Origin of the sequence: Acinetobacter sp. SwsAc6 (assembly GCF_013391565.1) — a bacterium.
Classification (GTDB): domain Bacteria; phylum Pseudomonadota; class Gammaproteobacteria; order Pseudomonadales; family Moraxellaceae; genus Acinetobacter; species Acinetobacter cumulans.
In genome coordinates this window covers 17,545-38,195 of sequence record NZ_JACAXE010000016.1, presented here as the reverse complement: position 1 = coordinate 38,195, position 20,651 = coordinate 17,545, and the positions used below count along the sequence as shown (strand labels likewise).

18 protein-coding genes and 7 tRNA genes are annotated in these 20,651 nt (G+C 39.7%); 22 read left to right on the top strand and 3 right to left on the bottom strand.

What is annotated here, in order from left to right; all coding sequences use genetic code 11:
- The first annotated feature begins 2 nt into the window (after positions 1–2).
- The 9 genes from HYG93_RS11660 (at position 3) to HYG93_RS11620 (ending at position 9,313) form a co-directional block, all read left to right on the top strand.
- On the top strand, positions 3–1,004 hold the full coding sequence (locus HYG93_RS11660; RefSeq protein ID WP_120365891.1) for a quinone-dependent dihydroorotate dehydrogenase: 1,002 nt from the start codon (positions 3–5) through the stop codon (positions 1,002–1,004).
- Between the two features lie 4 nt (positions 1,005–1,008).
- On the top strand, positions 1,009–1,599 hold the full coding sequence (locus HYG93_RS11655) for a CvpA family protein (protein ID WP_106986037.1): 591 nt from the start codon (positions 1,009–1,011) through the stop codon (positions 1,597–1,599).
- A 24-nt stretch (positions 1,600–1,623) separates the two neighbouring features.
- Complete coding sequence (purF, locus tag HYG93_RS11650; protein ID WP_120364286.1) at positions 1,624–3,165, top strand: amidophosphoribosyltransferase; 1,542 nt, start codon at positions 1,624–1,626, stop codon at positions 3,163–3,165.
- A gap of 92 nt (positions 3,166–3,257) precedes the next feature.
- Entirely contained in the window at positions 3,258–5,147 is a 1,890-nt protein-coding gene (locus HYG93_RS11645) for a M48 family metalloprotease (protein WP_213072352.1), read from the top strand.
- A gap of 175 nt (positions 5,148–5,322) precedes the next feature.
- The gene (locus tag HYG93_RS11640; protein WP_178962495.1) at positions 5,323–5,988 is read left to right on the top strand and encodes a hypothetical protein; all 666 of its coding nucleotides are present in this window, start codon (positions 5,323–5,325) and stop codon (positions 5,986–5,988) included.
- Complete coding sequence (locus HYG93_RS11635; RefSeq protein ID WP_121594253.1) at positions 5,985–6,953, top strand: D-glycerate dehydrogenase; 969 nt, start codon at positions 5,985–5,987, stop codon at positions 6,951–6,953. Before HYG93_RS11640 ends, HYG93_RS11635 begins: the two co-directional genes overlap by 4 nt.
- Before the next feature lie 82 nt (positions 6,954–7,035).
- Positions 7,036–8,475 (top strand): M48 family metalloprotease, encoded by a 1,440-nt coding sequence (locus tag HYG93_RS11630; protein WP_372658931.1) that lies wholly within the window; start codon positions 7,036–7,038, stop codon positions 8,473–8,475.
- Between the two features lie 98 nt (positions 8,476–8,573).
- The gene (locus HYG93_RS11625; protein ID WP_256733466.1) at positions 8,574–8,885 is read left to right on the top strand and encodes a GFA family protein; all 312 of its coding nucleotides are present in this window, start codon (positions 8,574–8,576) and stop codon (positions 8,883–8,885) included.
- 65 nt (positions 8,886–8,950) lie between these two features.
- Complete coding sequence (locus HYG93_RS11620) at positions 8,951–9,313, top strand: hypothetical protein (protein ID WP_178962494.1); 363 nt, start codon at positions 8,951–8,953, stop codon at positions 9,311–9,313.
- 185 nt (positions 9,314–9,498) lie between these two features.
- Here the strand turns inward: HYG93_RS11620 and HYG93_RS11615 are convergent, their stop codons facing one another.
- Together HYG93_RS11615 and rpsU are read right to left on the bottom strand one after the other, a co-directional pair.
- The gene (locus HYG93_RS11615; RefSeq protein ID WP_106986031.1) at positions 9,499–9,945 is read right to left on the bottom strand and encodes a GatB/YqeY domain-containing protein; all 447 of its coding nucleotides are present in this window, start codon (positions 9,943–9,945) and stop codon (positions 9,499–9,501) included.
- Positions 9,946–9,984: 39 nt separating this feature from the next.
- A complete protein-coding gene (gene rpsU, locus HYG93_RS11610) occupies positions 9,985–10,200 on the bottom strand; it encodes a 30S ribosomal protein S21 (protein WP_001136722.1) in 216 nt (71 codons plus the stop codon).
- 146 nt (positions 10,201–10,346) lie between these two features.
- On the opposite strand from rpsU, the gene tsaD reads away from it, so the two are divergent.
- The 3 genes from tsaD to HYG93_RS11595 all read left to right on the top strand — a co-directional run bounded on the left by tsaD (position 10,347) and on the right by HYG93_RS11595 (position 14,368).
- Positions 10,347–11,363, top strand: coding sequence for a tRNA (adenosine(37)-N6)-threonylcarbamoyltransferase complex transferase subunit TsaD (tsaD, locus tag HYG93_RS11605; protein ID WP_106986030.1), 1,017 nt, complete (start codon positions 10,347–10,349; stop codon positions 11,361–11,363).
- A 195-nt stretch (positions 11,364–11,558) separates the two neighbouring features.
- On the top strand, positions 11,559–12,647 hold the full coding sequence (locus HYG93_RS11600) for a calcium:proton antiporter (RefSeq protein ID WP_202981938.1): 1,089 nt from the start codon (positions 11,559–11,561) through the stop codon (positions 12,645–12,647).
- A 197-nt stretch (positions 12,648–12,844) separates the two neighbouring features.
- The gene (locus HYG93_RS11595) at positions 12,845–14,368 is read left to right on the top strand and encodes an esterase-like activity of phytase family protein (RefSeq protein ID WP_120365892.1); all 1,524 of its coding nucleotides are present in this window, start codon (positions 12,845–12,847) and stop codon (positions 14,366–14,368) included.
- A gap of 187 nt (positions 14,369–14,555) precedes the next feature.
- On the opposite strand, the gene HYG93_RS11590 is transcribed toward HYG93_RS11595, so the two are convergent.
- Positions 14,556–15,428: an ATP-binding protein gene (locus HYG93_RS11590; protein WP_120365893.1), complete on the bottom strand. Its 873-nt coding sequence runs from the start codon at positions 15,426–15,428 to the stop codon at positions 14,556–14,558.
- Between the two features lie 180 nt (positions 15,429–15,608).
- On the opposite strand from HYG93_RS11590, the gene HYG93_RS11585 reads away from it, so the two are divergent.
- The 10 genes from HYG93_RS11585 to HYG93_RS11540 all read left to right on the top strand — a co-directional run bounded on the left by HYG93_RS11585 (position 15,609) and on the right by HYG93_RS11540 (position 20,587).
- Positions 15,609–17,129, top strand: coding sequence for a DUF3336 domain-containing protein (locus HYG93_RS11585; protein ID WP_106986026.1), 1,521 nt, complete (start codon positions 15,609–15,611; stop codon positions 17,127–17,129).
- Positions 17,092–17,931 (top strand): protein kinase, encoded by an 840-nt coding sequence (locus HYG93_RS11580; RefSeq protein WP_171356320.1) that lies wholly within the window; start codon positions 17,092–17,094, stop codon positions 17,929–17,931. The genes HYG93_RS11585 and HYG93_RS11580 overlap by 38 nt, the downstream gene beginning before the upstream one ends.
- Positions 17,932–18,038: 107 nt before the next feature.
- Positions 18,039–18,123, top strand: a tRNA-Leu gene (locus tag HYG93_RS11575).
- A gap of 36 nt (positions 18,124–18,159) precedes the next feature.
- A tRNA-Trp gene (locus tag HYG93_RS11570) sits at positions 18,160–18,233 on the top strand.
- 39 nt (positions 18,234–18,272) lie between these two features.
- Positions 18,273–18,357, top strand: a tRNA-Leu gene (locus HYG93_RS11565).
- Positions 18,358–18,550: 193 nt separating this feature from the next.
- Positions 18,551–18,635: transfer RNA gene (locus tag HYG93_RS11560), tRNA-Leu, on the top strand.
- Between the two features lie 36 nt (positions 18,636–18,671).
- Positions 18,672–18,745, top strand: a tRNA-Trp gene (locus HYG93_RS11555).
- Positions 18,746–18,784: 39 nt separating this feature from the next.
- Positions 18,785–18,869, top strand: a tRNA-Leu gene (locus HYG93_RS11550).
- A gap of 193 nt (positions 18,870–19,062) precedes the next feature.
- Positions 19,063–19,147: transfer RNA gene (locus HYG93_RS11545), tRNA-Leu, on the top strand.
- 513 nt (positions 19,148–19,660) lie between these two features.
- Positions 19,661–20,587, top strand: a complete 927-nt coding sequence (locus HYG93_RS11540; protein ID WP_106986634.1) for a phosphotransferase family protein — start codon at positions 19,661–19,663, stop codon at positions 20,585–20,587.
- Positions 20,588–20,651 lie beyond the last annotated feature (64 nt).

The following is a 20,651-nucleotide window of genomic DNA, read 5'->3' as shown; positions in this document are numbered from 1 at the left end:
ATATGTTGTATTCTCTTGCCCGCCCTTTGTTGTTTTCACTAGCACCAGAGCGTGCACATGAGCTGACACTATCGATGTTGAAATCTTCCCATAAAATGGGCCTGATGCATCAATCTGTAGCGTCTAAACCTGTGACCTGCATGGGAATTGAATTTCCAAATCCTGTCGGTTTAGCAGCGGGTTTAGATAAAAACGGTGCGTATATTGATGCATTGGCGAGCCAAGGTTTTGGTTTTATCGAAATTGGCACCATTACACCTTTGCCTCAAGCTGGAAATCCTGAGCCACGTTTGTTCAGATTACCAAAAGCCAAAGCAATTATTAACCGTATGGGCTTTAATAACGACGGTGTAGATCAGCTAATTGAAAATGTAAAAGCCTCTAAATTTAAAGGTGTACTTGGCATTAATATTGGCAAGAATGCAGTCACTCCTGTAGAAAAAGCAGTTGATGATTATTTAATTTGCCTTGAAAAAGTTTATAACTACGCCTCATACATTACAGTCAATATTTCCTCTCCTAACACAAAAAACCTTCGAAGCCTGCAAAGTGGCGATGCTTTAACGGAGTTACTTGAAACCCTCAAGAAACGCCAATTAGAACTCGCAGACCAATATCAACATTATGTACCTTTAGTACTTAAAGTTGCACCGGACTTAACAGACGAAGATATCCAATTTATTGCTCAACAATTACTTGAAATTAAAATTGATGGTTTAATTGTGACCAATACCACGCTGTCTCGTGAAGGTGTTGAAGGTTTGCAACATGGTGATGAAGCGGGTGGCTTGTCTGGTGCGCCTGTTTTTGAAAAGAGCACAGCATGTCTTGCAGCATTTGCAAAGGTATTAAAAGGTCAAATCCCACTCATTGGTGTGGGTGGAATTTTGTCAGGCGAAGATGCTTTGGCGAAAAAAAATGCAGGCGCAACCCTTGTACAAGTTTATAGTGGCCTCATTTATACAGGACCTAAACTCGTAAAAGATTGTGTAGACGCACTTTAAGCCTATGACCACCATTGATATCTTTATTCTGATTGTCTTGCTCATTGGAGGGCTCAACGGTTTGCGTCAAGGATTAATTAAAGCCTTTGCGAACTTGGTAGGATGGATTTTTGCACTGATTGTTGCCGCAAAATATGCGTCCGTCTTAGCACCTTCGATGATCTCACTCAGTACAGATCCAGTGGTTCAGAAAATTGCGGCCTTTGCATTTATTGTATTGATCATCGTGGTTTTGACTTGGGTTGCAACTTATATACTGAATAGCGTTTTAAAGCGCCTTAAACTTGGACCGCTAAATCGTTTAGCTGGTGGTGTGTTTGGGGGCTTAAAAGGGCTGTTGGTGGTATTAATCACTATTCAGGGTGTAGGCCCGTGGGTTGAAAGCTCGCCGCATTGGAAACAATCGAAATTTATCCAGGTTTTGATGCCGTATGCACCGTGGGCAACACAATTGTCCAAGGATGCTGCAAATCAAGCCATGCATCATATTCAGTCTGAAGATGGCGCAAAGCCGGTGTCTTCAGAGCACGCCCCAGAAGCAACTCAAAAGAGTGGACGTGCTTCGGGTGAATCTACGAATAATCCTTTTTATTAATCCTAGCGGGTCTGCGAGGTTGCTATGTGTGGAGTTGTTGGTATAGCGGGTAAATCACCAGTTAACCAAATGTTGTTTGATGCATTAACGATGTTACAGCATCGTGGACAGGATGCAGCTGGGATCGTAACTTGCCATCAGGGCCGTTTATTCCTTCGTAAAGACACAGGTATGGTGCGTGATGTTTTTCACACACGTCACATGCGTGCTTTACAAGGTAACTATGGTATTGGTCATGTGCGTTACCCAACAGCAGGTTCTTCGAGCAGTGCAGAAGCACAACCGTTTTATGTAAACTCACCTTATGGGATTACATTGGCACATAACGGTAACTTGACCAATGCAGAAGAAATTCATGATGATTTGTTTAGCACAGATCTACGCCACATGAATACTGATTCTGACTCAGAAGTGCTCCTCAACGTATTTGCACATGAATTGCAAAAGCGTGCCAAACTTTCACCTTCAGCTGAAGATATTTTCCATGTTGTATCGCGCGTACATGAGCGTTGCAAAGGTGGTTATGCTGTTGTAGCAATGATTACAGGCCAAGGCCTTGTAGGCTTCCGTGATCCAAATGGTATTCGTCCATTGATTTATGGTTCACGCGAAACAGAGCAAGGTGTGGAATATATTATTGCTTCTGAATCTGTGGCAATTACAGCTTTAGGCTTCAAAGTTGAACGTGATATTGCACCAGGTGAAGCGATTTACATCACTGCTGATGGTGTAATGTCGATTAAGCAATGTGCTGCAGACCCAGAATATCGTCCTTGTATTTTTGAATATGTTTATTTTGCTCGCCCAGATGCAACAATTGATGGGATTTCGGTCTATAAAGCACGTTTGAAAATGGGTGAGAAACTTGCGCAAAAAATCTTGCGTGAATGGGGAGAAGAACACGATATTGATGTTGTGATTCCAATTCCAGATACTTCACGTACTTCAGCGCTTGAACTTGCCAATGTGCTTGGCGTGAAATTCCGCGAAGGCTTTATGAAGAACCGCTATATCGGTCGTACCTTCATTATGCCTGGTCAGCAATTGCGTAAAAAATCAGTACGTCAAAAGCTAAACCCAGTAGAGCTTGAGTTCCAAGACAAAAATGTTCTGTTGGTGGATGACTCGATTGTACGCGGTACAACGTGTAATGAAATTATTCAGATGGCGCGTGATGCGGGTGCGAAAAAAGTATTTTTTGCTTCAGCTGCACCAATGGTGAAATATCCAAACGTGTATGGTATTGATATGCCAGCAAAATCTGAACTTATTGCTTCAGAGCGTAGCGTCGAAGAAATTCGTGAAATTATCGAAGCTGACCGCTTAATTTTCCAAGATTTGGAAGATTTAAAGGCAGCAGTACGCACGACCAAAGTGCCAGAATTACAAGACTTTGATTGCTCAGTATTTGACGGTGTGTATGTTGCGGGTGGTATTAATGCCCAATACTTAGAGGCTTTAGAGAAAAAGCGTAATGACTCTGCTAAGGCTGATAAGAAAGATGCATATATCGATGTAAATATCGATGCAGCATCTGTCGATTTGACAGGTGTTCGTGAAGAATAATGGTTTGTAAAGCCTAAGAAAAAAGCGGGAATTTCCCGCTTTTTTCATTTATGATGAGCACAGAAAAGGCAATGTAATGATAGGAACTTGCATTGAGAAAAGTGGGCTATGCATTTATAAAAAATAAAAATATGTTTTGGCCAGCAACGTTTTGCTTGGTTGCTGTATTGCTGACCGTGGTGATCATTAATGCCATTGTTGGTCTTTTAATGTTTTATATCGATTATAGACAGCCCATCTATTGGCATGTGTTAAGTCCTTATCTTATTACGCTGGTAGTGACCATTATGGCGCTTTCAGTGATCTATGAGTTTTATATATTTAGAACGGGAGGCTATTCACTGGCCAAACAATTGGGTGCAAGGCGCTTAAGTTTGGTCGAGAGTGTGCCAGAAGAAAGTATAGCGCTTAAAATTACCGAGCAACTTTCGGATATTTTTCTTATTGATACTCCAGCTTTATATGTCTTGCCAAGTGAAGAGGGTGTAAATGCCTTAACGGCAGGTTTTTACCCTAAAGATACCGCCATTATTTTAACTTGGGGAGCACTGCAAAATTTAGATGAGGTTGAGCTTTATGGTTTATTAAGCCATGAATTTAATAAAATTTTGTCTGGTGAGGCGGCAGAAAATACCCGCTTAAAAATTTTGTACAGTAGTCTGACAACTTTTAGTCAGTGGGGTAGTAAATTAGCCAAACGTGGTTTTTATCGTAATGGCTATATCCATGAAAATAAATTTGAAACGCTGTTTGTTTCTTTGGGTGCCATTATTTGGTTAATTGGTAGTTTAGGTGTACTCATTACGCGTTTAATTAAGTTTATGACTTTAGGTGGTCGTACTTATAAAAATGACCAAAAAACCAAACGCTTAATTCAAAATGATGCCAATATTCAAACCTTAATGCGTATTTATGTACATCATTCGGGTTCACAAATTCATAGTGAGTATGCTGAATCTATTTCTCACATGTGTTTTGCTAATGCTTTAAGTCCACAAAACTGGATGAATATTCATCCTAGTGTAGGGCAACGAATTTTTGAATTAAACCCAGGCATTATTCATGAGTTACAGTTGGAAAACCTGAAAAAACTGAAAAATCAGCCTTTATTTAATTTGTTCCGATCTTTAGAAGAATCTATGGTGGATTTTTCAATCCCTTGGAGTTCGCCACAGCCTTTGCCTTTATTAAGGCTTTCACCAATCAGTTTTGCTATTAAAGACGCAATTAAGCCTTTAAACCCTGAAATTCGTGATAACTGGAAGCGCCCAGAACTGATAGATCGTGCTTTACAAACCTCGACAGGCTCACGTGAAGTGATGGTGGCGATTTTAATGATTCGTCAATATCGTGAATTCATACCAGCAGAAGCAGAAGTGAGTCGTGCCATTGTCGATGCTTTATTAAACTTGGATGGTCGAGTGCATATCGCGATATTCCATGAAGCTTGTAAGAATATAGGGGGGATGCCAGCCACAGTATCACGTCAATTTTTAATGAAATTGGCACGAATTATTCAAGAAGATGGTGAAATTGGATTACTCGATGCATTGTTGATTGAGCGGGTTAAATTTGAGTTAAATTTGATGCCTGTACATACACCTACGGCTTTGGAAGAGGTCAAGCCGTCCATTGTGCGTTTAATTGATGCATTATTGCACGTACAGCAAATTAATAGTGATAGCCAGCTTGAAGTTCGAGAGAAAATTTTAAAACGCATATTGAGCCAAACGGAGTTAGAGTTATATAGTGAAATTTCAGATGAGCCGATTGATTTGGCGGAAATTTTAAATGATATTTCGGGTCTGCAATTACGTGAACGCATCAGCATATTGGGGGTTGCTGAAGTTTGTTTATGGAATGACCGAATTATTACCCAAGATGAATTGGATGTTTTGGCGCTGCTCTATTGGCGTTTAGGTTTTGAGTCAGCTGATGTGGTGGAGTTGATGCAGAAGAAAAATAGTTTAATGATTATTTAAAAAATAAAAATTTAGCCATGATGTTGAATTGAATAACTTAATAGAGGGCTGAGCATCCGAATCTGATTGTTATCAAAGTGCTTGCGCAATCATTAGGCCGAATATTTTAAAAAGTTCAGCAAAGCGAGCTTATTCTCGTTAGAATATCCAACCTGAAATAGGTGATGATGAAAAGATGATAGGGCATCAGCGTGACGTACTGGCTGCATTGGGAATAGATATTTGGATTCCCAAGGCTGAAGTGTGTCAGCCACATCAGTCAACACTTTGGCGTGATCAAGCACCAGCAGAAATCATCTCGGACACGGTATCCGAAATCATTGTACCTCATTTAGTTGCACGCTCTTCAGTTGTTATATCACCTAGCCCAGCATTGCTTCCTGCTCAGCAAGAAACTGTAGTTGTCGCAGAGCCTGTCAAGCAGGCACCTGAACCAGAGATTGATGTTCGCCCGAGCTTAAAAATTGATGCTTTTGTGGTTGAGGCATTAAATATGGCACATTGTGTGGTACTCACAGATGCTGCCAATTTAACAGCAGAACAGCAATTGCTCTGGTCGAATATTCAACGTGCATTAGCTTCTGAGTTTTTAATGTTGCAATGGCCTTTTGCATGGCTTAAATTTCAAGATGGTCGTGGTGCGAGTTCGTACGTGCAAGGTTTTATCGATGGCATGCGTGAAGGCCATAAAAGCATCCTGTGCTTGGGTAAAATTCCTTATTTGGAATCTTCTGAGTGTATTGAGCTGGCATCATTACAAGAAATGTTAGATGAACCCAAATTAAAAAAGCGCTTATGGCAGTTTATGCAAAGTAAGCCCAAGGACTTAGAATCATCATGAAGCAAAAAGTTGTTGTTTTTAGTCAAATCGATCAAAGCATTCTTTATCAACTAGAACAACAATTTCAAGTGGTTCAAATATCACCCAAGCTAGGCGATGTTCAACAGCAAATTATAGAAGCAACGCGAGATGCGGATGGCATGATCGGGGCGGGAAGAATATTAAATGCCACGAATTTAAGCCAAGCGAAACAGCTAAAAGTAATTTCGAGTGTCAGCGTGGGCTATGACAATTATGACTTGGCATATTTAAATCAACAGCAAATTTGGTTGGCACATACCCCACATGTTTTAACAGAAACCACAGCAGATTTGGCTTTTACTTTATTGATGAGTGCTGCGCGTAAAGTAGCATCTTTAGATGCATGGACCAAGCAGGGTTTATGGCAACGGACGGTGTCTGAAGCGCAATTTGGTGTTGATATCTACGGGAAAACATTAGGTATTATTGGTTTAGGGCATATTGGTGAGGCAATTGCACGTCGTGGCTTTCATGGTTTTAATATGAACGTGTTGTACCATAATCGCAGTGAAAATCTGTCACGTGCGAGTGCACTCAATGCTACATACTGTGATTTAAACAACTTATTAAAACGTTCAGATTTTGTGGTGGTTGCGGTGGATTTAAATGCTGACTCGAAAGCACTGATTGGTGAAGCTGAGCTTGCGTTAATGCAATCACATGCTGTGCTGGTGAATATTGCACGGGGTTCAGTGGTGGATGAGCAAGCCTTGATTCATGCACTTAAAAATCGTCAAATATTTGCAGCAGGTTTGGATGTATATGCCAAAGAACCTTTGCAGCACTCTGAATTATTTGAGCTGGATAATGTGGTGACTTTACCGCATGTGGGGTCAGCAACGGCTGCCACCCGTAAGCGAATGGCTGATTTAGCCTATCAGAATTTGCTTGAAGCATTGGCAGGTCGACAGCCGACTTATGTTGTAAACCCGTTATACCAATAATAATTTTATAACACTTACTTAGAAAAATAGTCTATTTTCAATGTTATAGTCTTTTGCTTTCTGGGCTTTTGAGGGGTCAATTTTGAAACGTTTTTTGTTGGCGTGCGGTTTAATGACCCTTCCATGGGCAGTACAAGCACAGACTATTGAATTTAATACAGCACCTGCGATGTCTGTACCTGATATTGGTGGCGGTATTGGCTTACTCGACCAACAAAAAGAAACTGAAATTGGCGAAAAAGTTTATCGTGAAGTGAATAAGCAAATGCCAGTTATGCATAATCCTTGGCTGGAAGATCGTTTATTAAGTACTTTTACCCACTTATTGAGTCAGACTAAACTCAACCAGCCTATTGGTTTGTTGGTTATTAATGATCCGCAAATCAATGCTTTTGCAGTGCCTGGTGGGTTATTTGCAATGAATGCGGGTCTGATTAATGCAGCTAAAAATATGGATGAAGTTGCTGGTGTAATGGCACATGAGATTGCTCATGTGAGCCAGCGCCATTATAGTCGCTCGCAAGAAGCGTTTAAGGGGCAGGGCTTCTTAACTTTGGCGGGTTTGCTGGTGGGTGCATTGGTTGTGTCTAAAGCAGATAGTGATGTCGGGACGGCAGTTATGCTGGGTTCGCAGGCGGCCATTATGGATAAGCAACTCAGCTATAGCCGTAATCAGGAGCGCGAAGCTGATCGAATTGGCATGCAATATATGTATGCTGCTGGTTATAATCCGCAAAGCATGGCAGATTTTTTTGAAGTGATGAACCGCGCGTCTTCGCGGGTCAGTTTTTTACCAGATTTTTGGTTTACCCATCCTTTAACTTCTGAGCGAATGAGCGAGGCACGCCTTCGTGCAAATCAATTGCCTGCGGTTAAACCGAATTTGCTGGATGAAGAATTCGACATTATTAAGTGGTACACGCGTGTATTGTCTCATCAAGTGACAGAACAACAGTTGCAAACTGCGGTTAACCAAAATAAATTCGCGGGTCAGTTGGCAATGGCAGCTTATCAAATTCAACAAGGGGATTATAAGCTTGCACAGCAGGCCTTAGATGCAGCCAAAAAGCAGAAAAAATCGCATGTATTAATGACCTTGCTACAAACGGATGTGTATTTGGGGCGAGATAAATTAGACGATGCACAGCGGATGATTCAAAGTGCCGCCGTGATCATGCCAGAGAATCGAGCTTTAAATTATAAATATGCGGAAGTATTGATTAGACAAAATAAGATATCGGAAGCACAAGCAATTGTGATGCGGTTTTTACGTGCCAATACGCGTGATCTGAGTGGTTGGCGTTTAATGCAAAACTCTGCCAATGTGAATAATGAGGATCGATATAAAGCGGTAAATGTTTTACGTTATCGTGCAGAAGTTGAGTTTTGGTCTGGTTATGAAGAAAATGCAATTAAGTCACTCATTCATGCGCATCGCTTAGCCAAAGACAATAAATCTTTAGTGGCAACGGTCAAAGTTCGTTTAACTGAAATGCAAAAAGCAAGAATGCTTAAAATTTAACAATTAGAAGGCTAATTATAATTAAAAAAGAGGTCGATATGATCCGTGGGTAATGTTTATGTGGTGCGGTGCAGTATCAGGTTCATCGAGAAATTGAGATGAGTATTTTGTGTTTCTGTCAGGATTGTCGGCAGGCACAGGGTTCGGTATTTGCATGGAATAGCCCGATCCCAAAACAGAATTTCCAGTTGCTTCAAGGTGCAGATTTTCTCAAAGAATATTTTCATACGCACCAAAAAGCACGGGTATTTTGTATGAATTGTGCGAGTCCAATTTATTCTTATCGTTTGGATTTACCTGACATTTTGCGTTTGAGATTGGGCACAGTGACCGAGGGCTATATTCCTGCACCTATAGAGTTTGCATATACGGAAAATCAACCGCATTTCTTATGTGTTACTGCTGAATAAATGAATATCCTTTGCTTTGATGCTACAATATTTTTTTAATATTATTTTGATAAAGATTCTACTTCATGAAAAAAATTGTAGCTTTGGCCTGTGTAGTGCTTGGTAGTTTTTCTGTAGTTCAGGCTGCTAGTGTTGAGCAATATGTCATGGCGGTAGAAAAAATTAATGAGAATTATAAAAAGGATACGCGCAATTTTTTTGTGACTTTAGATTCAATGCAACGTGGATTTAGTGCAGCACAGCAAGAAAAATTTTGTGGCATTGTTGCGCAATATGCTCAGGACTTATATGCAGCTGCCGATAAAAACCGTTCAGCTTTAGATCCTAAGTATGCAAATTTGACCAAGCAAGATGTAAATCAACAGGTATTAAGCGCTAAAGAAATGCAGATGTTGAAGCAATATAATGTGCAGTGTACTTTAAATTAAATGTTGTGGTGAAGGGTTGTACTGGTTTTATTTAGGCATGTTGTATGCCATAGCTGTAAAGAATTTTTTTAGAGTTATTTTATTACAGAATATTAAAATAGACGTATTTTAATATAAATTACTTATGAACTGGCTTTTAATTAAAAGACAGTTCAACAGTAAAGAAATAGAATCAGATCGGGAAATTACGCAAGTTTTGCTTTAATTTTTGCAGAAACTTGAGAAGGATCGGCGCGTCCGGCTATGAGCGGACGCAGAGAGTTCATCACCTTACCCATATCTTTCATGCTAGTAGCTTCTTGCGCAGCTATTGTTTGCGCAATAATGGAATCAAGTTCTTCCTCAGTCATAGCTTCTGGTAGAAATTGAGATAAAACCTCAAGTTCGGCTTGTTCCTTACTAGCTAAATCTTCTCGACCAGCGCCACTAAAGGCTTTGATCGATTCTTTACGTTGTTTTATTTGCTTTTCAATGACCGCAAGAACTTGAGTATCGTCAAGCTCTTTGCGCTCATCGACTTCAATTTGCTTGATTGCTGCCTGTAGACTACGTATTACCGTTAACTTATCCATTTCTTTAGCACGCATAGTTGCTTTTAAAACTTCAGTTATTTGGTTTTTTAAAGTAGTCATTTATCTTGTCCAGGTTAGTCAATCAATCACAAATTAATCTTAGTAAAGGCGAGTCGTACGTACTGATTCACGCGCCAATTTCTTTTGGTAGCGTTTAACAGCAGCAGCTTTTTTACGTTTACGTTCTTGAGTAGGTTTTTCGTAGAATTCGCGTTTACGAACGTCAGCAAGAACACCTGCTTTTTCGCATGAACGTTTGAAACGACGGATAGCTACGTCTACTGGTTCGCCTTCTTTCAATTTAACTTGTGGCATGAAGAATCCTCATTAAGTTATGGATAAGATCTAGGCAGAATTGCCTTCGATCACAAGTGAAGGTCAGTATTTTACTCATTTACATCTCATACCACAAGTCTATAATAGGTTTCGCAATAGAATTGATACAGGTTATAGGCAGTTTAATGATCGTTTTAGGCTTAGAAACATCTTGTGATGAAACAGGACTCGCATTGTATGACAGCGAGTTGGGTTTACGCGGGCAAGTCTTATATAGCCAAATTAAACTGCATGCAGAATACGGTGGCGTGGTACCAGAGCTGGCTTCGCGTGACCATGTGCGTAAGTTAATTCCACTTTTAACGCAGTTGCTTGCAGACAGCGATATTAAAAAATCTGAAATTGATGCCATCGCATATACCCGTGGTCCGGGTTTAATGGGTGCATTAATGACAGGCGCACTATTTGGTCGTACTTTAGCCTTCGCTTTAAATAAACCTGCTATTGGTGTGCATCACATGGAAGGTCACATGTTGGCGCCATTGTTGTCAGAAACACCTCCAGAGTTTCCATTTGTAGCGTTATTGGTTTCGGGTGGTCATTCACAGCTGATGGCTGCATACGGCATTGGTCAGTATGAGTTACTCGGTGAATCCATTGATGACGCTGCAGGCGAAGCGTTTGACAAAGTCGCGAAAATGATGGGCTTGCCGTACCCAGGTGGGCCAAATATTTCTAGATTGGCAGAGCAAGGCGATCCAAATGCGTTTGCATTTCCACGTCCAATGTTGCATCAAGGTTTGGAATTTTCATTTAGTGGCTTAAAAACAGCCGTATCGGTACAAATGAAAAAATTAGGCGACGAAAACCGCGATGCAGATATTGCAGCGAGTTTCCAAGAAGCGATTGTTGATACGCTTGTGAAAAAGTCAGTTAAAGCATTAAAGCAAACAGGTTTAAAACGTTTGGTAATTGCGGGTGGTGTAAGTGCCAATAAACGCTTACGTGAACGTTTAGAAGCAGATTTAGCCAAAATTCGTGCATCGGTTTATTATGCAGAACCTGCATTGTGTACAGATAATGGCGCAATGATTGCTTTTGCGGGTTATCAGCGTTTAAAAGCTGGTCAACACGATGGTTTGTCTGTTACGACGACACCACGTTGGCCGATGACTGAGTTAACTAATCCTGCTGAACTTTAATAGACAGTTCAAATGTTCAAAAAGAGGCCAAGTGCCTCTTTTTTTGTGCTTGGAAATAACAAAATACATCTATTTATTCATATCACTTAAGGCAATATGAATAAAGCTAGTCCTTAAAATATTCAAAATAAATATAAAAATGTATGCGTGCTATATAAGCAATGCCTGCAAATAATGAAAAGTAGAGAGCAAAAAATGATAAATCAGCATAATCCTGCATGGTCATTGGCCATACCTGTTGCCAGCTTGGTTGTACTTGGCTTGTATAAGCTGGTGCCAAACTTTCCATTAATTATTTTACTATTGAGTGTTGGTTTAATTGCCAGTGTGGTCAGTGCGGTACACCATGCTGAAGTAATTGCACATAAGGTGAGTGAGCCTTTTGGTACGCTGGTTTTGGCCTTATCTGTGACTATTATCGAAGTTGCTTTGATTGTATCCATGATGTTGTCGGGTGGTGATGATGTGATGGGCTTACCCCGAGATACGATATTTGCTGCAGTCATGATCATATTAAATGCCATTATTGGCTTAAGTTTGTTGGTCGGTGGGCGTAAACACTTTGTACAAGGCTTTAATTTAGAAGGTGCGACAGCAGCATTAGGCACGATGACGGTTATTATTGTGTTTTCAATGATCTTACCAAACTTTGTAAGCAGTTCTAATGTAGTCGGTGTTTATTCTGCGCAGCAATTGATGTTTATTGCGCTCATTACTTTGGCAATGTTTGTTGCATTTACGCTGTTTCAAACCATTGGGCACCGTGAGTATTTTTTACCTGTGCAGGTTGATGAGGAGCATCCTGAACAAGTCGCAGATTTGCCAAGTATTAAAACTGTCATGGTGAGTTTGGTGGCTTTACTGGCCTCGTTGGTGGCGGTGGTGTTAAGTGCAAAAGGAATTTCTCCATCTTTAGAAGCATTTTTAGGACGTGCAGGTGCGCCGGCAGCGACTTTAGGTATTTTTATTGCGGCTATAGTACTGCTCCCTGAGTTTGGCGCGGCAATGCGTGCAGCCAAAGCCAATCGCTTACAATCAAGTTTGAATTTAGCCATAGGCTCTGCAATTGCTAGTATTGGTTTAACCATACCTGTAGTGGCTATTTTGGCCATTATTTTTGATTGGCCATTGGTATTAGGTTTAGATGCGAAGTCGACAGTTTTACTGATACTGAGTTTATTTATTGTGGCCAATACACTCAGAACAGGAAATACCACCATGTTGCCAGGCTTTGTGCATTTGGCTATTTTTGCAACCTATTTATTTTTTAGTTTCGTGCCTTAAATAGGTGTTTTGTCCGCGATAATAATTTCAGTTGAGTTGGCACACAATGACCACGCATTGTGCAAGCGAATTTATTTTTAAGGTTATTTTTGGGATGTTCGATCTTTAATATTCAAAAAAGTTTCATGAGGTTGTCATGAATTCTACATTTACCATGCTTATTCTTTGCACCTAATGTATTGAATGTAGAATAAAAAATGAAACATACAAGTTTGAGCTTAACGATATGTGGGGCACTTTTTTTAACAGCATGTGGTAGTTCTAAAGATGAAAATGTGCCAAGCACTGTTGTGCAGTCTGAGCAGACATTAACTTTTGGAAATGCTACCTGTTGGTTGGGTGGAACTGAAAAACGTAGCGGTATAGATAAAAATAATAATGCTGTACTCGATGACAATGAAGTTGAAAAAACTGAAACGATTTGTTTGAGCAAGAATGTCTTTGCCAATGGTATTCGTCTTGATTATGAAGTCATGGACAATTTAAAAGGGATAGCCGATGGGGCTAAAGCAGGCAATAATTTAGAAGTGCGACGTGGTGGTTTTGGTTCAGATATGGTGGCACATCCAAGCAACAAAAATCAGTTTTATGCTTTGACTGACCGTGGCCCAAATGCCGATTACAACCTAAATAAAGACAATGGCAAAATGTTTCCAGACCCTACTTATGTACCACGTATTGGGTTATTTGAAGTACAAGGAAATGGTAAAGTCACTAAGCTTAAAGAAATTTTGTTGAAAGACCGTAACGGGAGCAATATTTCAGGCTTACCTAATGCAAATTTTGGTTCAACCAAAGAAGCTGCTTACGATATTTATGGCAAATTATTGGCCAAACAAAGCGATGAATATGGCTTAGACCCTGAAGGCTTAGTCGCACTCAAAGATGGTACTTTTTGGGTCAGTGATGAATATGGCCCACATATTATTCACTATAGTTCGGAAGGGGTTGAACTCGATCGAATTAACGCCTTTGAGCAAGATAGTCGACGTGCGGGAGGGTATTTGTTGCCTGCAGAGTTTGCGAATCGTCGACCAAACCGTGGCATGGAAGGGCTAACAATCACCCCAGATGGTAAAACCTTGGTTGGAATTATGCAGTCAACGATGGATAACCCAACTTCTGCCGTCAATAAATCAGATCTGACACGTATTGTGACCATTGATTTGGCCACAAAGAAAGTGAAACAGTATCTGTATAAACTAGAAGGTAGGGCATTGGCGTATTCCAACTCTGCCATTACAGCCTTAAGTAATACCTCATTCTTGGTTTTAGAACGAGATGGTGATTTTTATAAAGATAATACGCAGGCTTTTAAACGGGTATATAAAATCGATTTACGCAGTGCAACTGAATTAGAAAGTGTTACTGAAACAGCTCAATTCAAACAGGATGCAAAACTTGGGTTGAGTATTGATGGTTTGACCCTTGAGCAATATGTATTGGCCAAAGGTTGGGATGGATTAAAAGGTTTAGGAATATTGCCAGCCAGTAAAACACTGGTGCTCGATATGATTGAGAAAGTGAAATTTCCACATGATAAAATGGAAGGCTTATGGTTGATTGATCAGCAACGCTTAGGTTTAATCAATGATGATGATTTTTCACTGTGGGTGACAAATGGCGTATTGGAGCAAAAATATTTAGATAAAAATAAAAATGTGATTGATGGCAATACCTTGTACATCATTGACGGTTTAGACCTAAAGCCTGTCCCATAAGTAGTTTGAGTAAGGCGATGGCTTTTTAATAAAAGCTGAGTGCTTTAAAGATGTTTTTCGTATTGCTCAAGTGTATGTACCTTTAAATATGTTTTAACAGCTATTTTACTGTCGTTATAACTGAAGAATAAAATAAAGCCATCAAAGATTGATGGCTTTATGCTTTAGATTTGCTTTGGCGGTGTAATTAAAGGGCTTTGAGTTGCTGAGAGCCAATCCAATGTTTCGAAAATTGATAAGCTGAACGTCCAGAGCGTTGCCCACGACTTTGGCACCACCGTAAAGATTCAGCACGTGCCAGCTCTGTCATTGGCATATTGGCTTTTGCTAAGTAATGTTCCACAATTTCTAAATAGAGATTTTGATCCATTGGGTAAAATGACAACCACATGCCAAAACGGTCAGACAACGAAATTTTCTCTTCTACGGCTTCTTGTGGATGTAATTCATGATGCTGAGGGACATCTGCTTTCATAACAGGTGTATTTTCATGCATAAATTCAGGCAATAAATGACGGCGATTACTGGTGGCATAAATAATAAAATTGTTTGAGCCAGATTGAAGCGAACCATCTAACACACTTTTTAAGCTGCGGTAATTTTCATCTTCAGCGTTAAACGCCAAATCATCACAATACACAATAAATTTTTCAGGACGGCCTGCGATAATTTTTTGAATTTCGGGTAGTTCAGATAAATCATCACGTTCAATTTCAATTAAACGTAAACCGTCAGCTTCATAGGCGGTTAAAAGTGCACGAACAATAGAGGATTTTCCTGTACCACGTGAGCCTGTGAGCAAAACATCATTGGCAGGGAGACCGTTTAAAAACTGTAAGGTATTTTGAATGACTTTTTCTTTTTGACGCTCAATGCCTTTTAAATCGTCTAAATAGATTTTTTTCGCTTGCTGAATAGGCTTGAGCTGGTGGTTTTGCCATTTGTAGGCAGCTGTCGAAAAATCGGGTACTTGTTGCAGCTCGGGTAAGCTTTGTTGTAGTTGCAAAAGAACTGTAGAGAGGGAAGCGAGGATATTGTCAGGTAAATCAAGAGTTGCCATGAATATTCAACTAGTTAATAAGCGATGAATAGAAGTCGGTATAGTTTAACAATGTATAGGAATTCGACAATAAATGCCAAACAAAGCAAAGCTTTGACCATTGAAATCATGTGAAAAGTTTGTAACAGTGAGCTATAGGTCAACCTATAGTTAGAATAATTCAAGTAATGAGGGTGCGATATGCTGTTTAAAGACTTTACCAGTGAGATTAATCCGCATCAGGCATACCGTATTAAGAAGTTAAAACGTCAGCTAGAAACAGCTGAAAGCTATGAAGCATGGAAAAGTATAGCGCTCAAAATAGATGAAGAATCGGGCGCCCAAGAATGGAAGTTAGACAATTGCTCACCGTACTTTGATGCAGAAATTATTACACATCGTTTGGCGATGTTAAGACGTTATCGTCAGCAAAAACGTACGCAAGATTTGATGTATATTTTGCGTGAAGGCTTAAGTTATGACATAGCCAATATTGCGCATCCTTTATTATTTACTGTGGCTTATGTTGGCACCAAAAAAATTATTGAAGACTATATTGAAGAAGTGAGCCAAGGTTTAGCGTTTATTGCCTCTGAGTCTTGTAGTTGTTTAAGCAATGCGGAAAAATTAGCTTTCTTTAAGCATTGCCAAGTTGCTTATGGTCAACCTGCCATGATGTTTTCAGGTGGGGCAACATTAGGTTTATTTCACACAGGCGTATGTAAGGCACTCATGGCGCAAGATTTGATGCCAAAAGTGTTGTCTGGTTCGAGTGCTGGCGCAATTATGACGGCCATGCTGGGTGTGTCAAAACCAGCTGAATTTACTGAAATTCTGAAAGGGCAAAATTTTTATAGCGAAGCTTTTCACTTTCGCAAAATTTCAGACTTGCTGAAGGGCAATGGAGGCTTGGCTGATGTGAAATATCTCAAGAATTTCTTAATTGAAAACTTGGGAAATTTAACCTTTGCTGAAGCCAAAGAACGTTCAGGCTTAGACATTAATATTGCTGTGGCGCCCTATGATGCTTCGCAAGATGCACGGATTATGAATGCCTATACCTCACCTGATCTTTTGGTGTGGAGTGCAGTGTTGGCTTCTTGTGCTGTGCCTGTGCTGTTTCCACCTGTACGTTTAACCAGTAAGCGTTACGATGGTGAATATACGCCGTATATGGCCTCTACACGGTGGGTGGATGGCAGTGTGCGCAGTGATTTTCCACAAGAGAAAATGGCGCGCCTATATAATATTAACTACAGTATTGCCAGTCAGGTTAATCCACATATTGTGCCGTTTATGCAGGATGATATTGCACGCTTTCGTAAAGATATTATTAGCTGGCCAGAACGGATTGTACGCCGTCAAGGGAAGGTGATTGCAAAAGGGGTAATGGACTTTGCCCGTGAACGTGTAGATAAAGTACCGCCTGTACGACGTTTGCTTGATCATGGTTATGGGGTAGTCGATCAGCGCTATTATGGCGATGTTAATATTGTGGGGAAATACAGCTTGCGTCACTATAGCTACATGCTACAAAACCCACGTCCATATTTATTTAAAACCTTACAACAAGAAGGTGAACGGGCGACATGGCCTAAAATTTCCTTAATTGAAACACATGCAAGGGTAGGTAAAACCATTCAGCATTGCTTGGAGCTTTTAAATTATCAACATGCCGTCACAGATGCGACCAAATCTACAGATCTTGAAAAGATTCAATAGCCTTGCGCTGGAGCAATATCATTTTGAATCTAAAGCGAAGCCACGTAGCCAGTCTTATGGACGGCATGTGTATCGCTTAAATACACAAGATATTGCTCATGATGATGTCTTTTGGTTAAAGGCACAGCAAAAAACAGGAGCTACATTTGCCTTACAAGGCTTTGAACAAGAATTAAACTGTTATCGCTCTTTGCAAGAACAGCAAGCTGATTTTATTTTGCCTGTACAGATTTTATCGAATATTACCATTCCGAAGACAGATTTATATTTTGATACTGCACTGATTTTGCCAGAAGCCAGTGCATTTTTTGAGGTAGAGCCTCATTTATTGCATCCAGAGCAAGTGAAACATCATTTGTGGCAGGCTATTAGTGTAATGGAACAGTTGAATCAATGTGGTTGGATTCATGGTGATTTAAAATCTACGCATTTTATGCAGTATCAACAGCGTGTGTGTTTAATTGATCTTGAGCAGGCACAGCCTTTACAGCAACAAAGCCATACACTCAATGCCACGCCACGCTATATGGCACCCGAATTATTTCATGCAGAAGCGAAAAGTATTCAAACTGATCTATATGCATTGGGCATTATTTTTTATGAATGGCTAACAGGTCAACGGTTAGTGGCAACAGACTATGAAGATTGGGCTTATTTACACTGCCAACGATTAAAAATTGATTTACCTGTGAATTTTTTAAGATATTTACCACTGCTTGAAGCTATGTTGGCGAAGCATAAGTCGCAAAGAATGCATGATTTTTCACAATTAAAAAGGTGTTTAATGACTGAGATTGCATAATAAAAACACATCTTACTATTTTTTGTTTTTTATTTAAGCAAATGAGCGAGTTTTTTATAAAAAGCGCTTGTCATGCACAGATGATCGCTATAGTATACAAACCCATTGGGGACGTGGCGAAATTGGTAGACGCACTGGATTTAGGTTCCAGCGCCGCAAGGTGTGAGAGTTCGAGTCTCTCCGTCCCCACCACTTAATTGATTAATGATAGATTAGTCATTAGGTTACAGAGGATTGGTGTAATGGTAGCATGACGGTCTCCAAAACCGTTCGTCAAGGTTCGAATCCTTGATCCTCTGCCAAGTTTTAAAAAAGTCTAACTGCGAGTTAGCACCCTTGATGGGGACGTGGCGAAATTGGTAGACGCACTGGATTTAGGTTCCAGCGCCGCAAGGTGTGAGAGTTCGAGTCTCTCCGTCCCCACCATCAAATTTAAGAGCAAGGCATAGACCTTGCTTTTTTATTGCCTGAAATTTGGGGTTTGAGATAAAAGATTTTCGGTTGGGTAGGGTAGAAAAAATAAAATGAGTTAATTGCTGTTTTTATGACAAAAAAGCGATTGATTGATTAGAAAATGGCTTGTCATCAACGGTCTATCTCTATAATATACCCAGCCATTGGGGACGTGGCGAAATTGGTAGACGCACTGGATTTAGGTTCCAGCGCCGCAAGGTGTGAGAGTTCGAGTCTCTCCGTCCCCACCACTTAATTGATTAATGATAGATTAGTCATTAGGTTACAGAGGATTGGTGTAATGGTAGCATGACGGTCTCCAAAACCGTTCGTCAAGGTTCGAATCCTTGATCCTCTGCCAAGTTTTAAAAAAGTCTAACTGCGAGTTAGCACCCTTGATGGGGACGTGGCGAAATTGGTAGACGCACTGGATTTAGGTTCCAGCGCCGCAAGGTGTGAGAGTTCGAGTCTCTCCGTCCCCACCATCAAATTTAAGAGCAAGGCATAGACCTTGCTTTTTTATTGCCTGAAATTTGGGGTTTGAGATAAAAGATTTTCGGTTGGGTAGGGTAGAAAAAATAAAATGAGTTAATTGCTGTTTTTATGACAAAAAAGCGATTGATTGATTAGAAAATGGCTTGTCATCAACGGTCTATCTCTATAATATACCCAGCCATTGGGGACGTGGCGAAATTGGTAGACGCACTGGATTTAGGTTCCAGCGCCGCAAGGTGTGAGAGTTCGAGTCTCTCCGTCCCCACCAAGATACAGAAGGCAAGATGAGATAATCATCTTGCCTTTTTTAATGCCGATTTTTTGTAGTTGTGCATTTTAAAAGCTGAGATATGTATTGAGTTGAGTATAAATATTTATAAAAAAGCTTTGATGTTAAATCAGGCTATATTTGAAAGTGTTTACGGACTTAACAAACTTCGGCAATAGAAAAATATCTATGATTAGCCAAATAGCAACGAATACGATTGCAGGTGAAAAGGCTAAACATGAATAAGAAAGAATAATAAATAGAATACCGCTTATATTTTTTAAGTAAAAAACAGCTTTTAACTACATTTATATCCGTTGATTATTTTATTTAAATCGTTTAATTGAGAATTATTATCAATATTTCGTTTTTTAACGAATTAAAGTTTACAACCTAGGTATGAGTCTAAGCTTTTTAATTTCGCATAACAGCTATTATGTTTAATAAAGAAGTAAAATAGGTATAACTTCTACTATGTCATGACCATTTTATTAATAATAGAAATTGAGTAGCATGAAAAATTTATATGAATTAAAGAATAAAATTCAAGAAAAGACATTAAATTTGGTTACGCAGAGAAATGGATCTTCCGTGTATCAAGGGCAATTTTTTCAAGAAAAAGTTTTTATCAAAATAGCAAAAAACCGAGAGGCCAACGATCGTTACTGTGAAATTTTAGAAGCTCTCAAAAATTTCGCATTAACGCCAAAGGTATTAAATAAATTTGAATGGGATGGTTCTTCTGTCCTTGTCATGAGTGCTATAGAGGGAACTCAATTCGATCAAATATTTAAGAATTGTACGCGGGACCAGAAAATATATTTTTTTAAAGCCGCGGGCAGATCTTTAGGGGAGCTTCATCGGGAAATTCCAGAGACTTTCTTATTTAATATGAGATTCTGGCAAGATAGAGATGGCTTATCAACACAGCGGATATTATGGAGTCAACAGTTAGAATTAATGATCTCTAAATGGATGTCACGCGTGAATCCATTATCATTAGATTATCATGAGTTTAGCTATCAATTAAATGAGTTACTCAAATACAGTAAAGCCTTATCCGAACCTTCACAGCTTACTTTATTACACTGTGACTATATTGGCCGAAATATCCTAGTAGACAGTAAAAATCAGATCTCGGGTGTTATAGACTTTGATGCTGCTCGTATTGGGGATGCTGTCTATGATTTAGCGAAGATTGTATGGGTAGAAATAGATTTCTCTGATCTTGAATTACGGAATGCTTTTTTAGATGGCTGGGGATGTACGTATAAGCAGAGAGTGCCTAAAGTGAATTTTCTATTCTATGTGGGCATACAATGCCTTGCGGCGATTGCTTGGACAGATAGAAATCCGTCCTCTGATGGGACTAATACTATTTTTCGCGCTTCCGCAATTCGGACGCTGAGCGTTGTGTTAAAGGAGCTAGCAGCACTTTGACTGAATTTACACGGTCATTTCGTATAATCGCCATTACTTTAAATGGGAATAAAATTTAATTTAA